We start from the raw sequence: 16,096 nt of genomic DNA, 5'->3' as shown, positions 1-16,096 counted from the left end.
TTATCCTAATTTGAGTATTTTCTTTACCATTTGTGATAATTTGTAAGTTCTGGTATTTCTATAGTTCCCTACAGAATTACGCAATTGAAAGATTTTTTTGTTTTTATCTTCTATCAAATACAAATAATAATCCGCCCTCTCATTATCTGATATTCTATTTTGGAGATGGGCTAAAACTTTTTTTTCAATTTCATAGTCATTCAATCTTGCTTTTGTTTTAACTAAACGCTGTAGAACTAAGGGTTTATCTATAAAATTAATTTTCAACTTAGGATCCTGAAATATATGCAGCCAAAGGAACCAATCTTCTTTTTGGGATAGTTGAGATGGAAATTTAAAATCAATTATTAATCTCTTATCGATTAATGCACAATGAATTGGTATACTAAATTTAAATTCCCATTCGAATAGAATACTGTTGAAATTTAAATATTCATTCTTCAGTTTACAATATGGACAAATGGTTTTTTCAGAAGAATCGTAAAAATTTCTAAAATTTGTAATTACAATATTTTTAAATTCCGGGCTTTCAATACTAATTTTTTCAAGAGACCTTTTTAATTTGGTGTTTTCTAAAATATCATCTGAATCCAAAAACTGGATTAAATCTCCATTTGCCTTTGACAAACCTAAATTTCTGGCCTGACTTCTTTCTTCATGTTTTTTATAAAAATATTTAATCCTATTATCTTTATAAGAATGCACCAAAGCTTTGGTGTCATCTTCTGAACCATCATCTACAATTATACATTCCCAGTTTTGATAAGTTTGCTTAAGAACTGAAGCTAAAGTCTCACCCAGCAGGTCAGCCCGGTTATAGGTTGGAATAATTATAGAAATTAAAGGTTTCATTAAGTTTCAATTAACGAACAATATCCGACTTTAATAATTTGTAAATAATTTAAACAAGAGGGAGTTTATTTTTCTAGTCAGAGGTTTTGTTTCTAATTTTGAAAAGGCACGGAATCTTTTTGAACCAAATTTTTGCCGTGCTTTAACCAACTCGCTGTAATCTTCCAAAAACAAAGGGAACTGAGTGGTCAAAACCTCTTTCCTTTCCTTTAGCATAAGCTCATAATTCATTCCACTGGATAAGCCCGTATTATCATATTCTACCACTGGAATATTTAAATAATAATAACGAACATTATATTTGCAGATGGCACAAATAAAGAACTCCCAATCTGATACTAATTTATAATTCTCATTATAATAAAATATATTTTCAAAAAGTGATTTTTTTATAAGGGCTGCCTGGTGGGTTATAGTGCTAATGCAAAAAAAACTGAAGCTTAGTTTACCTGGAAAAGTAAGTAACTCTTTTTCTTTTTTCTTATCCACTAAAAGAACATCACCATAATATATGTCTAATCTACTTTTTAAGTCTTCTGATACCCTCAACAATATATCATTTTCACAAATTGAATCTCCGCTATTTAAAAAAAGAAGATATTCTCCGGAGGCCATTTTTATGCCCTTATTCATCGCATTATAGATCCCTTTATCAGGTTCACTCACCCAATGATCTATTTTTGGGTTGTGAAATTCAATATATTCTTTACTTCCATCGGTAGAACCTCCATCTATGATTATATACTCGAATTCCTGCCAGTTTTGACCAAAGACACTGTGCATGGTTTTTTTTAAACCTTCAAGATTATTGAGATTGACAGTTAATATACTTATTAAGGGAGCTTTGCTCATCATATAAAATTCTTTATGTCAGAAAGACATAGCTTGGGTAAAATTAAATAAGTCGGTTTGAATATATTTTTAGTTTCAAAAAAAATCAAGCAAACAAGACTATTAATTACTTTATTTTGCACCATCTAAAATATGCTTCTTTAAGGAGGAATATTATCTTGCTCCTAAAATTAACTTTGCCATTCCAATTTTTTGTTTGTTGAAAAAAGTATGAAAATTCTGCTGTTCTTTTATATTCCTTAAACTCATAATCCCCATACTCTTTAAGAAATTTCTTTCCGAGAAAATGAGCATAGCCTTTTAAAAATTTTTTCTGAGTTTTATTCAGTTCAACCAGTTCTGAAATGGCCTTTATTTCTTCGTAATTCTTATCTGAATTCTGATAGGGATCTCCGAACTCTCCTTTGTACTTTTGATTTTGTTCTAAATCTAAAACCTTTGTAGAATATTTAATTCCCAACCAATTATAAATCTTTTCAGTTTCTGTTTGCGTGTCGTCTACCAGGTCTTCATACCGCAAAACATATATATTTTTATTAGCTTTATTTGATAAACTAAATAAATGGATCTTACCGGGAGCTATTAAAAGATCTCTACTGTAATTAGTACTTAAACTGGATAAAGATTTAATGTTCCAGGTTTTCATCATAGAAATAGCTACGTCTATAGGATTACGCTTCAAAAGTATAATTCTACTTTTGGGAAATAATTGTTGAATTTCTTCTAAGATTTCCCAGTAGCGCGGGGTTTTATCTATTACTAATTTAAAACCCTCCTGAAGCGGACTGTACAGTTCCAGAATAAATTCCTTTTGCTTTTTGGTGAAATCTATTTTTTGGTCATTTATATAATTGCGGAAAGCTTTTCTTGCTAACTTATTATCAAAAGTAGCTGATATTAAAGAAGGTTTTAGTTGATTGGTAAAATTTAAAAGCAACCACGGTTCACTGCAGGTGTTTACCTCGGTATTATTAGAAAGCAGATTTTGCAAAAATGTAGATCCGCTTCGGGGTTGAGAAATTATGAATATGAGATTATGTTCTTTCAAATTATCATTTTTATCTCCCATACTTGCATTTAAATCCTATTTAAATGAAAAAGAATTAGGAACAAGTACACCTTCTTTTAAACCTTGCTCTTTACCAGTACCATAGAAATCTCCACCCACTACTTCAAATTGTATTGAATTTTGGACATCATCCATTATTTCGCCTGATGAAAAACAAGTTAAATTTACTGCATAGCTTCCGTTAGGTAATGGAAATTTAGGAATTGTACACTCGATAATGCCTTGACCATTATCATTTTTAAGAAGGTTGTACGCTCTGTTTGAAAATTGATTATTACATAAAAACCTTACTATACCTTTATTATCAACAAAAATCAGTCTTATTTGAACAGAATATAAATCGGATTTCAATAGATATCTCATCCTAAACGTATACTCTTTTCCAGATAAAAGATTTGAAAGATTTGAACCTTCTTTATTTATAATTTTCAGATCAGAAAACTTAAAGTTTTCACCATTGATCCTATCTTTTCTTTCAGAGAGTGAGGCTTTTACTGTATTCCTGTTATGTCTTAGATACAAATCAATTCCCCCCTGAGTATTACCAAGGAATTTCAACCTTCCATTTTCTAGAACCATTAACTTTGAACAAAGCTGTTGAATTGATCCCATATTATGACTTACAAAAATCACGGTTCTCCCTTCCCCTGTGGAAAGATCCTGCATTTTCCCGATGGCTTTTTTCTGGAATTCAGCATCACCTACGGCAAGCACTTCGTCTACCACGAGGATCTCAGGTTCCAAATGAGCGGCCACGGCAAAACCAAGCCTTACTGTCATCCCGCTACTGTAGCGTTTAACTGGTGTGTCAATATATTTTTCACATCCAGAAAATGCGATGATCTCATCCAGTTTAGACTTGATCTCCGTTTTGGTCATTCCCAGCACGGCTCCATTCATAAAAATATTCTCCCTGCCGGTAAGTTCCCCATGAAATCCCGTACCCACTTCGAGTAAAGATGCTATACGTCCCCTGGTTTTAATACTTCCGGTGGTTGGTGAGGTAACTCGGGACAATAATTTTAAGAGTGTTGACTTACCGGCCCCATTTTTTCCGATGATTCCCAGTACTTCGCCTTGTTTCACCTCAAAGTTGATATCTCTTAAGGCCCAAACATAATCCTCATCTGTATAAGAGTTTCTTTCATTTACAGCACCTACTTTTAAAAATGGATTCTCTTTCCCTCTTATACTATACCACCAACGCTTCAGGTCATCTCCTAATGTTCCGGCACTTACTGTTCCAAGGCGATACTGTTTGGAGATATTTTTGGCTTTTAGAATTACACTCATGATAATTTACTTAAACATTATATCATTGTTGTTTAAACGAACCATTACTTTTTCTCTGAATTTTTTTTAAGAATTTTTTAATCTTTTTAGCATTTCTTATATAAAAAGATTGTTTTAAATCGGGTAATGAAAAATTTTCAAGCGGTATAATAATACTTCCCTGTCTTTTTGAAACGGGTTTCTCCATGGTTCTCTTTTGAATTACCAGCATGCTGGGATAATAATGCAAGCCATAGGTATTAAGAGTAAAGTTATTCACTTTTAGCTTCTTATCTCTCGCATACCAAGCATTGATAGAATCTATAAAACCTTTTGAATATTCAATAAAAGTATCAGGCTTTCCATAACCTCCTCCATAAACTTCCCAATAAGACGTATGGAGGTCTTCGCATAAATAAATCCCTCCATCCTTTAAGTGCCCGTACAACTCCTCAAAAGATACAATTTGTTGATTCATGGTATGTCCCCCATCATCAATAATGATATCGACTTCAGGAATTTGAGATTTTACTTCTGAGAGAAATTCTCTATCTTCCTGAGACCCAATAAATATTTTAGTGTTTTCAGATTCGAATTGCTTGCAAGAAGGTTGTATATCTATCGCATAAATTTTCGCTTTTTCACCAAAATAATCTCTCCACATCTTTAAAGATCCTCCCTGAAAAACTCCAATTTCTAAGATAACTATAGACTTGTTTTTATATTTATTAAACCAAAAGTCATAAATATCGAAATAGTGTAGCCATTTATCTATACAATTAGCTTTGTTATGCTCAAAATATTTTTGTAATTGATTCATTATTAAAAACTGTTCTTTAAAAATTCCATAATAACTATTTAAATAGAATTTATCAGGATACTAAAACTGTAACAAATTATTTCCATCCTAAAGCTTTTGTTATCAAATATTATCTAGAAAATTTAACCCTGCTTTTGAAATTACTTTTCTTCATTAAAAAAAAATGCTATAAACTTTAATCTTGGAAGTACCTATTTTTGTAGTGAAAGGTTCAGGAACAAATTTATTATGCATGCCAAATTCAAAAAGAATTTTTGCCAAACCTGGGAACTATTTAGCTAAATAAATTTTTTAAGACTATACAAGCCTTTTTTTTGCTCTTCAAATGTATAATTAAATCTAACTATATCATCATGATAATACTGTTCTACTAGTTTTTTGCGAGTTTTTGTGTAAAAAAACGAATAATGAGAATGTCTGCTTGTGCTTTCATTAATTTTAATATCAAATTTTTTATTGAGGCCGACCTTTTTGCTAATAAACTTCATATGAGAGGGAAGCTTTTCAAAACTTCCCACATAATCAACAGAATAAATCCCTTTTTCTTCAAAAAAATCTTTCTGTTGCTTCAAATGATCTCCTTTGTAACCTGGATGATCCTGATTTGAAAATATTTTTTCAAAATCTCCTCCCGCTGTAATATAATTTCTGAATGAATCTTTTATAGCTGAAGTTCTCATTGCCCATAAATAATCTGAGTAGCTTCTATCCCATGGATTTCTGACAATAGTAAATTTAAAATATTTGTTCCAAATTTCCTTTGAAATTAATCCTGTATCTAAAAGCTGAAATGCAGTTGCGTGTTGGAGATAAAATTTCCTCTTTGGACACCAGCCATAATGAATATTATAATTTGGAGTATCAGGTATCAGTGGAACATCTGGATGGAAGAATTTGTAAATGCTAGAGCCTCCCGTTTTAGGGATATGGATAAAGATCGTTTTGTGTTGATGAGAAATCATTATATAATTTTAAATGTCTTTTTCTAACCTCCGACTCCTGTATTCTGAATTCAATATTAAATTTTGGATTGTGATCTTTTCTTTAATAGTTCTCTTGTTTTTCTTATGCAATCTTCAATTATATATCCACGAAATTGATAGACATTTTTAATTATAACGCTTCTAAATCGAGCTTCCTTGAGCATCCTATATACAAATCTTCTAATATTATAAATAAAAGGTTCAACCTCTTTTTTTCTTCCAACCGGTATCATTGATTCAATGATATCCCAGCTACTTATTAAATCAAGAGCTTTTTCTTTGGAATCCAATTTGCTTATATTATTGCCGGTATGGCCTCTGTAGAGAACAAAAGCTCCTGGGGCAAATTTAATTTCGGAAGCGTTTATTATAATACCGGCAAAGAAAACTCCATCATCATTAATCTTCAAATTATTATCCCAGTAGCCGGCTTTTTTCACTAACTGCCGTGGGACAAGGAAAACATGAGGTGGAAAATATTCTAGTTTAGCATAATCTACCAACAAGCCAATTGGGTCAAAATAGTCTTTGTAGATATTATAATTCATTAAATTTGTTTTTATCCAACTAGCCGGCCCCAGGAACATGTAATTAGACAATTAGTACCAGGCGTAGCAACTTCAATCTGCTTTTCAAGCTTTGAATCCCCAAGTACATCGTCGTCATCCAGCCACATTACAAATTCCCCCTTACTTAAGTCAAAACCATAATTACGACAACTACCAACACCTTTTGGAAGATCATCAGGTCTTTTGTAATAATTAATTTCAGGAAAACGTTCACAATAGAATTGCATTAATTCATTAGTGTAGTCACTTCCCCCATCATTTACCACTATACATTCCAAATTTTTGTAAGTTTGATTTAAGACGGAATCTAAGGTTTCCCCTAAGAATGACATTCTATTATAGGTTGGGATTATAATTGATACTAACTCGTTCAAAAATTTTTAGTTTATTGCTTTTCGTTGTTTATTTACCATTTAATAAGGTTTCATTTTTCCCATAAATTAATCCTGTAATCCCTAACGATCTTGAAAAGATAGTGAAATTATTTATGGTCAAATAGTCTTCAATAACTTTAGCTCCCCGATCATGCCACTCAATCATAATAATATCAATATTTTTAAGAAGATTTTCTTTTGATAAATTTTCTATTATCTCATATTCAGCACCCTCACAATCAATTTTTACTACAATTTTCAAATCTTGATTTTCTTTAATTATCGGTTCTAAAACATCAGAAGCTTTCTTTATTTCCACTGTACGACTTTCAGTTACAATACTACTTCTGTTGTAACTTGGACTTAAAAAGCCTCTTAATCCCGAATTACCTTTCAAGTTCTTATTAAAGAAAAAATCCTCAACTCTATTATTTGCACCCAAACCAAAATTATAGAAACCCTTGATCTTCTTAATATTATTATTTTTGAAATTTTGTTCTGCAATTCGAAAAGTATCGATTACGGGTTCAAAAGAATATATTTTTTTTACATAATCTTTTTGAGAAAAGAAAATACTTGCTATGCCAACGTTGGCTCCAATATCAATTACAACACAATGTGAATTAAATATAAAGTTATAGTCCTTTTCAAGAAAGATCTCACTAAGAATTAACAATTCCTCAGTGCTTTCAATTTCAAAAATTAAACCACAAAATTTTATAATTAGAAATTCTTCATTTTCTAAAACAGAAAAGTCCTTATAAGCTTTTTCGAATTGAAATATGTAAGCGGCACTATTATACAACAAGTCCTTGTGTACCCGTATTTTATATTTGTCTAATTTTTTCCAAATGTTTTTTTCCTTTTTTCTCTTATTAATAACATTATATCCCAAATTATTGATGAACTTGTAAAGTTGGTACTTCATTTGGTGATTTTTTTAATTTATGATATGGATGAATAATTTTTAAATATTCTAAAAAATTAGAGCAATTAATCATAACTGCATTTTTTTCTAATATATTTCTACGCAGGTATTAACCTTGATATACTTCTTAATTAACTTTCAATTCTTGTTATTTTCTTACAGTTATTTTTTTATTTTAAGGGAATACATTTACGTTTAATCAAATAAGCATACAGATGAAGCATCTTTAAAGGTGTTCTTAAAAACATTTTAAAGCTCATTTGGAGTGCATTAAAATATTGGTGTTCTCTAATATGACAAACCAATAATTCTTTTTGATGTTTTAATAAACTTTCTTTTATTTCCCTTTGAAATTTTGGAAAATGAGAATCGTTCCCAACATTCTTAACAATTTTAAGATTCTCTAGTGCAATCTTGCTAGGCACCAGTTTCATTTTTTCTGAAACTCCAATTTCCCTTCTGTATACCGCGGTTACATCTTTTAAAAATTTTATTTTACTGCCATTTCTGGCCGTCCACAAATATAATGGCCAATCGCCGTAAGGACAGGTGCCCAACCAGTCGGGAAAGTCAGCAATTGTTTTTTTGTTCCTGAATACTGCTGTTACAGAAGATATATAGTTTCCGAAGATCAGGTCTTCAAAATTGGTATTTGTACTTTGGTTACTATAATTTTTTTCTACCATCCGGCCGTCTGGAAATAGAAATTTAAAAGAAGTAAAAATAATGCTATAATCAGAGTTGCTTTCCAAAAAATCTACCTGCTTCTGAAGTTTTAAGGGATCTGTCCAGTAATCATCTCCATCACAAATAGCAACATACTTACCTTCACACTCCTTATAGGTCCTGATGAAATTCTTTATAAGCCCATGATTTTTCTTCGAAGGAAGTAACTTGATTAATTCTGGATAATCTATTTCATATTTTTCACAAATTCGGCGGGTATCATCTGTGCTGCAATCTTCCCCTATAACCAATTGAATTTTAAAATTCGTTTCTTGATCAAGAATACTCTCTATGGTTTGCCCTATAAATTCTTCCTGATTATAGGTTAGCACAAAGACACTTACATAGATTTCTTTCACTTCATCCATGCCAAATTATTTCTTTTCTAAAACATTAGATTCTTCAGTATTAATCCCTTTCTGAATAAAAATAATATTGTGATAAAAATGAATAGCAACAATATTTTTATCAAAATAGCTGGGTGAATAATCCCGCTTATTGAATTCTTTATAGTTTAAAGAATCGGTTAAGGATTTGAAGAAGTTCATCATTGTTTTAGAGTTATTAAGATCCTCACTGTCTCCTCCATAGTTCTCCCAGTATGATGTTTGGGTGTCTTCCACTATATACCAGCCCCTATTTTTTAATTTTGGAAATAGCAACTTAAAAGTAGTAATAACATGTTCGTTTTGATGACTTCCATCATCAATAATAATATCTATGCTCCCCATTTCCCTTACAACCCTTTCCAGGAAGTCGGGATCTACCTGGCTCCCTTTAAAAATCCTAATTCTGTGTTCTTGAAGCGAAGTTTTATCATATATATCTAATGAAAAAATTTTACCGTAAGGAAAAAATCTTTTCCACATCCGTAAAGAATTTCCTCCCAAATGAGAAAAAGAATAACCTCCGACTCCAATTTCCAGAAGCTTAATTTTTTTTAATCTAAGCCCTTTGAAATGATTTTGATAGTGCTGGACGTAAGAATGACCTATACCTTTATCAGTTCTGTAGATTTTGGCTAGCCGGTTAAGGTTATTTCGAAAAAATAAGGCTCTTAGGTCATCTAAAGAATTAAGCAATCTTTTCCTGGAAGGTTTCTTAAATTCCTCTTTAATAATATTCTTTAGCTTCATTCAATTCATTTTTTCAAATTCGGCTTGCTTTTGATTTATTATAAAACTTTTCTAAACTGTATCGATAAAGTTTTTTTCAGTTCGATTGAAAACAACAAGTCCGATTAAAAATAATATTACTGAAACAATGAGAGTATAGAAGAAACCGGTCCATGTAAAAATGCCGGTATCCAATATCATATATCTAAATCCTTCAACAATTTGAGTTAAGGGATTGTATTTTACTATCCAGTCCCATTCGGGTAATTTTTGGGAAACCTCACTAAGAGGATAGGGGACAGCGGAGAAATATACTAAAAGGGAGGTTGCAAAACTTACTAAAACTGTAAGGTCTCTGTACTTAGTTGTAAAGGCAGAGATAATCATTCCAAGTCCTAGTCCAAGTAAGGCCATCATCAAAACGTAAACAGGAAAAAGAAAAAGATTATAATTTGGGCTAATACTGTTGCCATTCCAAACTAAATAAATATATGCTAACATGAGGATTAATAACTGAATTCCAAATTTAAAGAGGTTTGTAATAACCGTTGATAATGGCATTATTACCCTTGGGAAGTAAACCTTTCCAAATATTCCAGCATTTGCTCTGAAAGTGCTGGAAGTGCCTGTGAAACATTGGCTAAAATAGTTCCAGGCTGTAATCCCGGTAAGATTAAAAAGAAAGGGAGGCACATCTCCTGTCGGAATATTGGCAATATTGTTAAAAACCAGGGTGAAAGTAATGGCGGTGAATAAAGGTTGGATAAAATACCAAAGTGGCCCCAGTATGGTTTGCTTGTATACAGTAATAATATTTCTCTTTACAAATAGAATGAGCAAGTCTTTATAAGCCCAAATCTCCTTAAAATTCAGGTCGATTAATTTGCGCTTCGGACTTATCTCGTAAAGCCAGTCGTCTTCTAAATTATTCACTGTATATAAAATAAAATTTAGGAAGTGAAATTAACGATATTTTTTAGAAAAAGAGTTTGATAAAGGAGGGATTAAGCGGGGGGAAGAAAAAACAATAACAAATAATTAATTATTAAATCTTCTTTTACTCTCCTCTATGAGCATCTGTATACTGGATTTTCACTTCGATCCCTTCGGGCTCAGTGTGGCACACGTTTATCATTAAAAAATTTTATAAAACCAACACTGTCAGGCTGGTTTCATAATGCTTGTAATAAAGTAGGGGAAATCGGATCTTTATGACCCGACTCATAAATCAACGCTTCTGAAGCTTTCATCTTTGCTTTTAAATAAATAACCCATTTAAAATCAAATTATGAAAGTACCACAAAACAAGCCTGCCCTTTTTTCTTCCGACCTAAAATTCTTAATTTGAGTTACTTAAACAAAAAAATATCCTAACCAAACCAGAAAAGAATAGGTTTTAAATTCTTTTTTGGCTTCAAATTATTACCTCATGACAAAAGAAAGAAAATTATGGATTGCATTCCTACTGGTAATCTCAGTATCCTTTGCAATCCTTGGTTACTATGGTTTTGAAATCTATCAAAAGGCTCCTCCAATGCCCGAAAAGGTTGTCACCACTGAAGGTGAAATTGTCTTTGAAGGGCAGGACATTAAGGACGGCCAGAATGTTTGGCAAAGTATGGGCGGCCAGGAAGTTGGTTCCATTTGGGGACATGGTGCTTATCAGGCCCCTGACTGGACTGCAGATTGGCTTCACCGTGAGGCCCTGTTCATCCTCAATCAATGGTCTGAAGAGGATTATGCCAAGCCCTACGAAGAGCTTGAAAGTGAAAAGCAGGCGCTCCTGGAAAGAAGGCTTCAACTCGAACTGAGGAAGAACACCTATAATGAGGCCGATGGAAGTATTACCATCACTCCTATAAGAGCAAAGGCGGTCAGTCATCTAAGTGATTATTACCGCGGATTGTTTATGTCCAATCCGGAACTTGACGAGCTTAGGAATTATTATGCCATTCCTGAGAACTCCATTAAGGATGAAAAACGAATGCATCAAATGGCCGGTTTTTTCTTTTGGGCCACCTGGGCGACCGTTACTGAAAGGCCAGGCGGGAAAGTTTCTTATACCCATAACTGGCCTCCGGATGATCTTGTGGGTAATAAAGCTACGGGAGACCTACTTATCTGGACAGGATTCAGTATAATCCTTCTCCTTGTAGGAATAGGGCTTATGGTGTTCTATCATGCAAAAATGAAAGAAGAGGATGAACCTGAAAAACCTGTGGTAGATCCACTGATGAAACAAACAATTACCCCTTCAATGCAAGCGGTAAAGAAGTATATGTGGATAGTATGTGTTCTTATCCTTATCCAGGTGACCTTTGGTGTGGTTACTGCTCATTACGGAGTAGAAGGTGATGGGTTCTATGGATTGGATCTGGCCGAAATTCTACCCTATTCGATTTCAAGAACCTGGCATGTTCAGCTTGGAATTCTCTGGATTGCCACGGCTTGGTTGGGTACTGGTCTATATATAGCACCCGCTGTTTCAGGCAAAGACCCAAAATTTCAGAAATTCGGAGTGAACTTCCTTTTCGTATGTCTTTTGGTGATCGTTTTTGGTTCAATGGCCGGACAATGGATGGGGATCATGCAAAAACTAGGATTAGCAGAGAATTTTTGGTTTGGACACCAGGGTTATGAATATGTAGACCTTGGAAGGTTCTGGCAAATATTCCTTTTCGTAGGGCTATTTGTGTGGCTCGCCCTGATGGTAAGACCACTCCTTCCTGTAATAAGACAACGAACTGCGGAAAGAAATATGCTAATAATGTTTTTGGTTTCTTCAGCCGCTATTGCCCTTTTCTATGGTGCAGGTCTAATGTGGGGAAGACAAACCAACCTTGCCATTGCAGAATACTGGCGTTGGTGGGTGGTTCACCTGTGGGTAGAAGGATTCTTTGAAGTCTTTGCCACCGTAGTGTCTGCCTTCCTCTTTGTTAGATTAGGTTTACTGCGTACAAAAACGGCAACACTGAGTGTGTTATTAGCTACGGTTATTTTTCTTTCCGGTGGTATTCTGGGAACTTTTCACCATTTATATTTTAGTGGAACGCCAACGGCCGTTATGGCATTGGGGGCAACATTTAGTGCATTGGAAGTAGTACCACTGGTGCTGATTGGATATGAAGTTTATGAAAACTATAAGCTATCCAAGGCCACGGAATGGCTCAAGGATTACAAATGGCCTATATACTGCCTTATTGCGGTAGCTTTTTGGAACTTTTTAGGTGCTGGAATTTTCGGATTTATTATCAATCCTCCAATAGCTCTTTATTATATGCAGGGACTGAACACCACCGCTGTACATGCTCACACAGCGCTATTTGGAGTTTATGGTTTTCTGGGGATTGGACTGATGTTATTTGTGCTGAGAAGCCTATACAGGGTTCAGATATGGAATGACAAACTCCTAAGTTTTTCTTTTTGGTCTATAAATATAGGCTTATTGTTAATGGTACTTCTAAGTGTACTTCCCATTGGATTACTGCAAACGGTAGCCAGTGTAAATGAGGGAATGTGGTACGCTAGATCGGCCGAGTTCATGCAACAACCGGGAATGGATACCCTACGCTGGTTAAGGGCCATTGGTGATACCATATTTGCTATAGGTCTATTTGCCTTTGTATGGTTTGTTTTCTCTCTGAACAGCAGTAAGAAAGTACCAACAGAGAAAAAAGAGAAAGTACGCGAGGAAGAGTACGCAGAAGTATAAAATAAAGGAGGAGACATAAAACTGTCATTAATTCCCGGTAGGGAGGGAGTTCAGTGCCATGCTTATGTCTCCTTTTTTTTGTTCAGTCTCCACTGCAAATTTTATGTTGTAACTCCCCAGGAAAGTATCGTGGGCTTCGCTTAAATAATCTAAATTGATTAACCTACTTAGCAAAAACTACAGATCACCAATGAAAAACTAACACCTAATTTTTTTACATTTGTTCAAATCAGAAAAGCACCTATGCTCCTCCTTATCCATAAACATGCTGAAAAGCTTGTCCGCGTCCATTATAAAGGGGGAGATCTAAAGGTGAAGGAAACTGATATTTGCAGGAATTTTTGGGATCTAGCGGAACAGTATCCTGAGGAATTGATATGTTGGTGTGAGGAGGAATTCGAAAATTATTTGCATCCAGAGTCCTGGCAAGAAGTTTTTCATCACAACCTAATCATGGCCTCCTATGCTGTGAAATCAGATTATCTTCCCGGGGCTATCGGGTATATTGACCAGTTGCCTTTTGTGAATGTTAGCCGAAACCTTAAGTATGCGACCTGGAGAATGAGTACTGATGTTGGAGGGATAAAAGGAGAAGTACTGCTGAAGTTTAAAAACTTATTCGGACCTATCAGGGATTTTGGTTTGCTACTGAATTCCGTCGCCAAACTGGGGCAGCAGAACGGACTGTTTTGTTATAGTGTGCCGCAGTTGGTAAAGGAGGGACTTCGACTGTCGCCCTCCGGGCAGGCTCAGCCTGACACGGTTAATGTTAAGGCCACAGCATCTTCTAAAGAATTGTTTGCTTTCGTGTACTCACATTATAAAAGCATTCGTGTCTGGTTATTGTTTTGGTGCTTTATGAAATATGAGAATTCTTTCCCGTTTTTGACAGTAGTCCGGGCAGTTTTTCAGCAAAAATATTTTAAGAAGGAGGTGGACCTTTCAGATATTGTGGTGAAGTCCATGAAACCTGAGAATACCGGAAATCGCATTGATGTAATTATTCCTACTCTTGGGCGTAGGAAATACCTGTTGCAGGTACTGGAAGACCTGAAAGTCCAAAGTCTTCTTCCCAATGAAGTGATTGTGGTAGAACAGAATCCGCAATCGGATTCCCAATCTGCTCTGACGGAATTAAAAACCCGAAATTGGCCTTTTAATATAGTGCATCATTTCACACATCAAACCGGGGCCTGCAATGCAAGAAATATAGCTCTTGAAGAGGTGGATGCCGATTGGGTTTTCTTTGCCGATGACGATATAAGATTTGAGCCAGATCTGCTGCACAATAGCCTGGATGAATTAAAAAGACTTGGCGTGCCTTGCCTTAACATTAATTGTAAACAGGAAGGAGAAATGACCGTTTTTCATAAAATAAAACAATGGGGGAGTTTTGGATCAGGCACCAGTATAGTAAATGCAGGCTATTGTAAAAAACTTCGCTTTGATGAGGTTTTTGAATATGGATTTGGAGAAGATCAGGATTACGGAATGCAGCTGCGCTATGCCGGCTGTGATATCATCTATCATCCTGAAATAGAAACTCTGCATCTGAAGGCTCCCCGAGGGGGCTTCAGAGAATTAAATTTGCCTCCCTGGCAACAGGATAAACCTAAACCTTCCCCTACATTAATGATTTACGTCAGGAAATATTATACTGTGCATCAACTTAAAGGCTATAAAAACGAACTTTTCCTTCGTTATTATCTCATGCAGGAGATAAAGAGCCCTATCAAATATCTAAAAATGATGAGGGAACGCTGGAGAAAAAGTGAGGAGTGGTCAGAAAAACTTGAAGCATTAACCATAGAGAACCAAAAAATAAAGATGCCGGATGAAATTTAATCTGATCATCTGCACTTATAAAAGACCCGGGGCTATTGGTAAATTGCTGGAGTCATTAGCTAAACAAAGTCGGTTGCCCGATGAGCTGCTGGTGATCGATGCCTCCCCCGATGAGCTCACCCGAAAACTACTGGAAAATAAAAAGTTTCCGGGTTTGAAATATTTTAAGGTAGAAGATAAGGATCGTGGTCTAACCCGTCAACGGAATTACGGGATCCAAAAGGCCGCGGAAGATATAGAGGTTATCTGTTTTCTTGATGACGACATCATACTGGAACCGGATTATTTTGAAAAACTTATCACCACTTATTCGGTTTTTCCTGATGCGATTGGGATTGGGGGGTATATCACCAACGAAGTAAACTGGGAAGAAAACGATAGGGCACCGGCTTATCAGGAATTTAAAATTGATGGCTTCATTCGAACCCTGGGTAGTAGGAACCTGCTTCGGAAAAGAATGGGACTATTAAGCGATCGCCCCCCGGGGATAATGCCGGAATTTTCCAATGGGCTTTCTATTGGCTTTTTGCCTCCCACGGGGAAAACCTACCCGGTAGAATTCTTTATGGGTGGGGTGGCTTCTTATCGAAAAAGCTTGTTTCAAAAGCTTAACTTTTGTGAATATTTTGTTGGCTATGGACTTTATGAGGATATGGATTTTTGTCTCCGGGCTTCAAAATTTGGTCAGCTTTATGTGAATACTGCGGCTCGGGTGGCTCATCATCATGAACAATCGGGCAGGCCGGATAAATTCAAATATGGTAAAATGGTGATCAGAAACGGCTGGTATGTCTGGCGGGTTAAATATAATTCACCTGGGATTAAAGCTACTTTTAAATGGTATGCTCTTGCTGTTCTTCTTATATTGGTACGTTTAGGTAATATAATTAATAGAGGTGAAAAACAAGAAACATTTTTCGAAAGTGTTGGAAGGATAAATGGATTATTTAGCCTGCTAATTAAAAAACCGAAGAAATAG

15 protein-coding genes are annotated in these 16,096 nt (G+C 34.8%); 3 read left to right on the top strand and 12 right to left on the bottom strand.

Features of this window, described 5'->3' with window-relative positions:
• The 12 genes from ACW6NC_RS08185 to ACW6NC_RS08130 form a co-directional block, all read right to left on the bottom strand.
• Positions 1-852: a glycosyltransferase family 2 protein gene (locus tag ACW6NC_RS08185; RefSeq protein WP_457865094.1), complete on the bottom strand. Its 852-nt coding sequence runs from the start codon at positions 850-852 to the stop codon at positions 1-3.
• 30 nt (positions 853-882) lie between these two features.
• Positions 883-1,707 (bottom strand): glycosyltransferase family 2 protein, encoded by an 825-nt coding sequence (locus tag ACW6NC_RS08180; protein ID WP_457865092.1) that lies wholly within the window; start codon positions 1,705-1,707, stop codon positions 883-885.
• A 103-nt stretch (positions 1,708-1,810) separates the two neighbouring features.
• The gene (locus ACW6NC_RS08175) at positions 1,811-2,773 is read right to left on the bottom strand and encodes a sulfotransferase family protein (protein ID WP_457865091.1); all 963 of its coding nucleotides are present in this window, start codon (positions 2,771-2,773) and stop codon (positions 1,811-1,813) included.
• Between the two features lie 15 nt (positions 2,774-2,788).
• Positions 2,789-4,066, bottom strand: a complete 1,278-nt coding sequence (locus tag ACW6NC_RS08170; protein WP_457865089.1) for an ABC transporter ATP-binding protein — start codon at positions 4,064-4,066, stop codon at positions 2,789-2,791.
• A 22-nt stretch (positions 4,067-4,088) separates the two neighbouring features.
• On the bottom strand, positions 4,089-4,865 hold the full coding sequence (locus ACW6NC_RS08165) for a class I SAM-dependent methyltransferase (RefSeq protein WP_457865088.1): 777 nt from the start codon (positions 4,863-4,865) through the stop codon (positions 4,089-4,091).
• Between the two features lie 278 nt (positions 4,866-5,143).
• The gene (locus ACW6NC_RS08160) at positions 5,144-5,827 is read right to left on the bottom strand and encodes a sulfotransferase family 2 domain-containing protein (RefSeq protein ID WP_457865087.1); all 684 of its coding nucleotides are present in this window, start codon (positions 5,825-5,827) and stop codon (positions 5,144-5,146) included.
• A 56-nt stretch (positions 5,828-5,883) separates the two neighbouring features.
• Positions 5,884-6,396, bottom strand: a complete 513-nt coding sequence (locus ACW6NC_RS08155; RefSeq protein ID WP_457865086.1) for a hypothetical protein — start codon at positions 6,394-6,396, stop codon at positions 5,884-5,886.
• Positions 6,397-6,407: 11 nt separating this feature from the next.
• Complete coding sequence (locus tag ACW6NC_RS08150) at positions 6,408-6,791, bottom strand: glycosyltransferase family 2 protein (protein WP_457865085.1); 384 nt, start codon at positions 6,789-6,791, stop codon at positions 6,408-6,410.
• 28 nt (positions 6,792-6,819) lie between these two features.
• On the bottom strand, positions 6,820-7,719 hold the full coding sequence (locus ACW6NC_RS08145; RefSeq protein ID WP_457865084.1) for an FkbM family methyltransferase: 900 nt from the start codon (positions 7,717-7,719) through the stop codon (positions 6,820-6,822).
• Between the two features lie 170 nt (positions 7,720-7,889).
• Positions 7,890-8,813 carry a glycosyltransferase gene (locus ACW6NC_RS08140; RefSeq protein ID WP_457865082.1) on the bottom strand — a complete coding sequence of 308 codons (924 nt, stop codon included), beginning with the start codon at positions 8,811-8,813 and terminating at the stop codon, positions 7,890-7,892.
• A 6-nt stretch (positions 8,814-8,819) separates the two neighbouring features.
• Positions 8,820-9,581: a class I SAM-dependent methyltransferase gene (locus ACW6NC_RS08135; protein ID WP_457865080.1), complete on the bottom strand. Its 762-nt coding sequence runs from the start codon at positions 9,579-9,581 to the stop codon at positions 8,820-8,822.
• A gap of 51 nt (positions 9,582-9,632) precedes the next feature.
• Entirely contained in the window at positions 9,633-10,493 is an 861-nt protein-coding gene (locus ACW6NC_RS08130) for an ABC transporter permease (RefSeq protein ID WP_457865078.1), read from the bottom strand.
• Between the two features lie 496 nt (positions 10,494-10,989).
• On the opposite strand from ACW6NC_RS08130, the gene ACW6NC_RS08125 reads away from it, so the two are divergent.
• The 3 genes from ACW6NC_RS08125 (at position 10,990) to ACW6NC_RS08115 (ending at position 16,096) form a co-directional block, all read left to right on the top strand.
• A complete protein-coding gene (locus tag ACW6NC_RS08125) occupies positions 10,990-13,272 on the top strand; it encodes a nitric-oxide reductase large subunit (protein WP_457865076.1) in 2,283 nt (760 codons plus the stop codon).
• Positions 13,273-13,515: 243 nt separating this feature from the next.
• Positions 13,516-15,117 carry a glycosyltransferase family 2 protein gene (locus tag ACW6NC_RS08120; protein ID WP_457865075.1) on the top strand — a complete coding sequence of 534 codons (1,602 nt, stop codon included), beginning with the start codon at positions 13,516-13,518 and terminating at the stop codon, positions 15,115-15,117.
• Entirely contained in the window at positions 15,107-16,096 is a 990-nt protein-coding gene (locus ACW6NC_RS08115; protein WP_457865074.1) for a glycosyltransferase family 2 protein, read from the top strand. The genes ACW6NC_RS08120 and ACW6NC_RS08115 overlap by 11 nt, the downstream gene beginning before the upstream one ends.

This window comes from Salegentibacter profundi (genome assembly GCF_054121475.1).
This window is presented reverse-complemented; position numbering and strand designations above follow the sequence as displayed.

What these genes read in the sequence shown, in the direction of transcription:
- ACW6NC_RS08185 (WP_457865094.1), bottom strand. Translation starts at nt 852, where the DNA reads ATGAAACCTTTAATTTCTATAATTATTCCAACCTATAACCGGGCTGAC.
- ACW6NC_RS08180 (WP_457865092.1), bottom strand. Translation starts at nt 1,707, where the DNA reads ATGATGAGCAAAGCTCCCTTAATAAGTATATTAACTGTCAATCTCAAT.
- ACW6NC_RS08175 (WP_457865091.1), bottom strand. Translation starts at nt 2,773, where the DNA reads ATGGGAGATAAAAATGATAATTTGAAAGAACATAATCTCATATTCATA.
- ACW6NC_RS08170 (WP_457865089.1), bottom strand. Translation starts at nt 4,066, where the DNA reads ATGAGTGTAATTCTAAAAGCCAAAAATATCTCCAAACAGTATCGCCTT.
- ACW6NC_RS08165 (WP_457865088.1), bottom strand. Translation starts at nt 4,865, where the DNA reads ATGAATCAATTACAAAAATATTTTGAGCATAACAAAGCTAATTGTATA.
- ACW6NC_RS08160 (WP_457865087.1), bottom strand. Translation starts at nt 5,827, where the DNA reads ATGATTTCTCATCAACACAAAACGATCTTTATCCATATCCCTAAAACG.
- ACW6NC_RS08155 (WP_457865086.1), bottom strand. Translation starts at nt 6,396, where the DNA reads ATGAATTATAATATCTACAAAGACTATTTTGACCCAATTGGCTTGTTG.
- ACW6NC_RS08145 (WP_457865084.1), bottom strand. Translation starts at nt 7,719, where the DNA reads ATGAAGTACCAACTTTACAAGTTCATCAATAATTTGGGATATAATGTT.
- ACW6NC_RS08140 (WP_457865082.1), bottom strand. Translation starts at nt 8,813, where the DNA reads ATGGATGAAGTGAAAGAAATCTATGTAAGTGTCTTTGTGCTAACCTAT.
- ACW6NC_RS08135 (WP_457865080.1), bottom strand. Translation starts at nt 9,581, where the DNA reads ATGAAGCTAAAGAATATTATTAAAGAGGAATTTAAGAAACCTTCCAGG.
- ACW6NC_RS08125 (WP_457865076.1), top strand. Translation starts at nt 10,990, where the DNA reads ATGACAAAAGAAAGAAAATTATGGATTGCATTCCTACTGGTAATCTCA.
- ACW6NC_RS08120 (WP_457865075.1), top strand. Translation starts at nt 13,516, where the DNA reads ATGCTCCTCCTTATCCATAAACATGCTGAAAAGCTTGTCCGCGTCCAT.
- ACW6NC_RS08115 (WP_457865074.1), top strand. Translation starts at nt 15,107, where the DNA reads ATGAAATTTAATCTGATCATCTGCACTTATAAAAGACCCGGGGCTATT.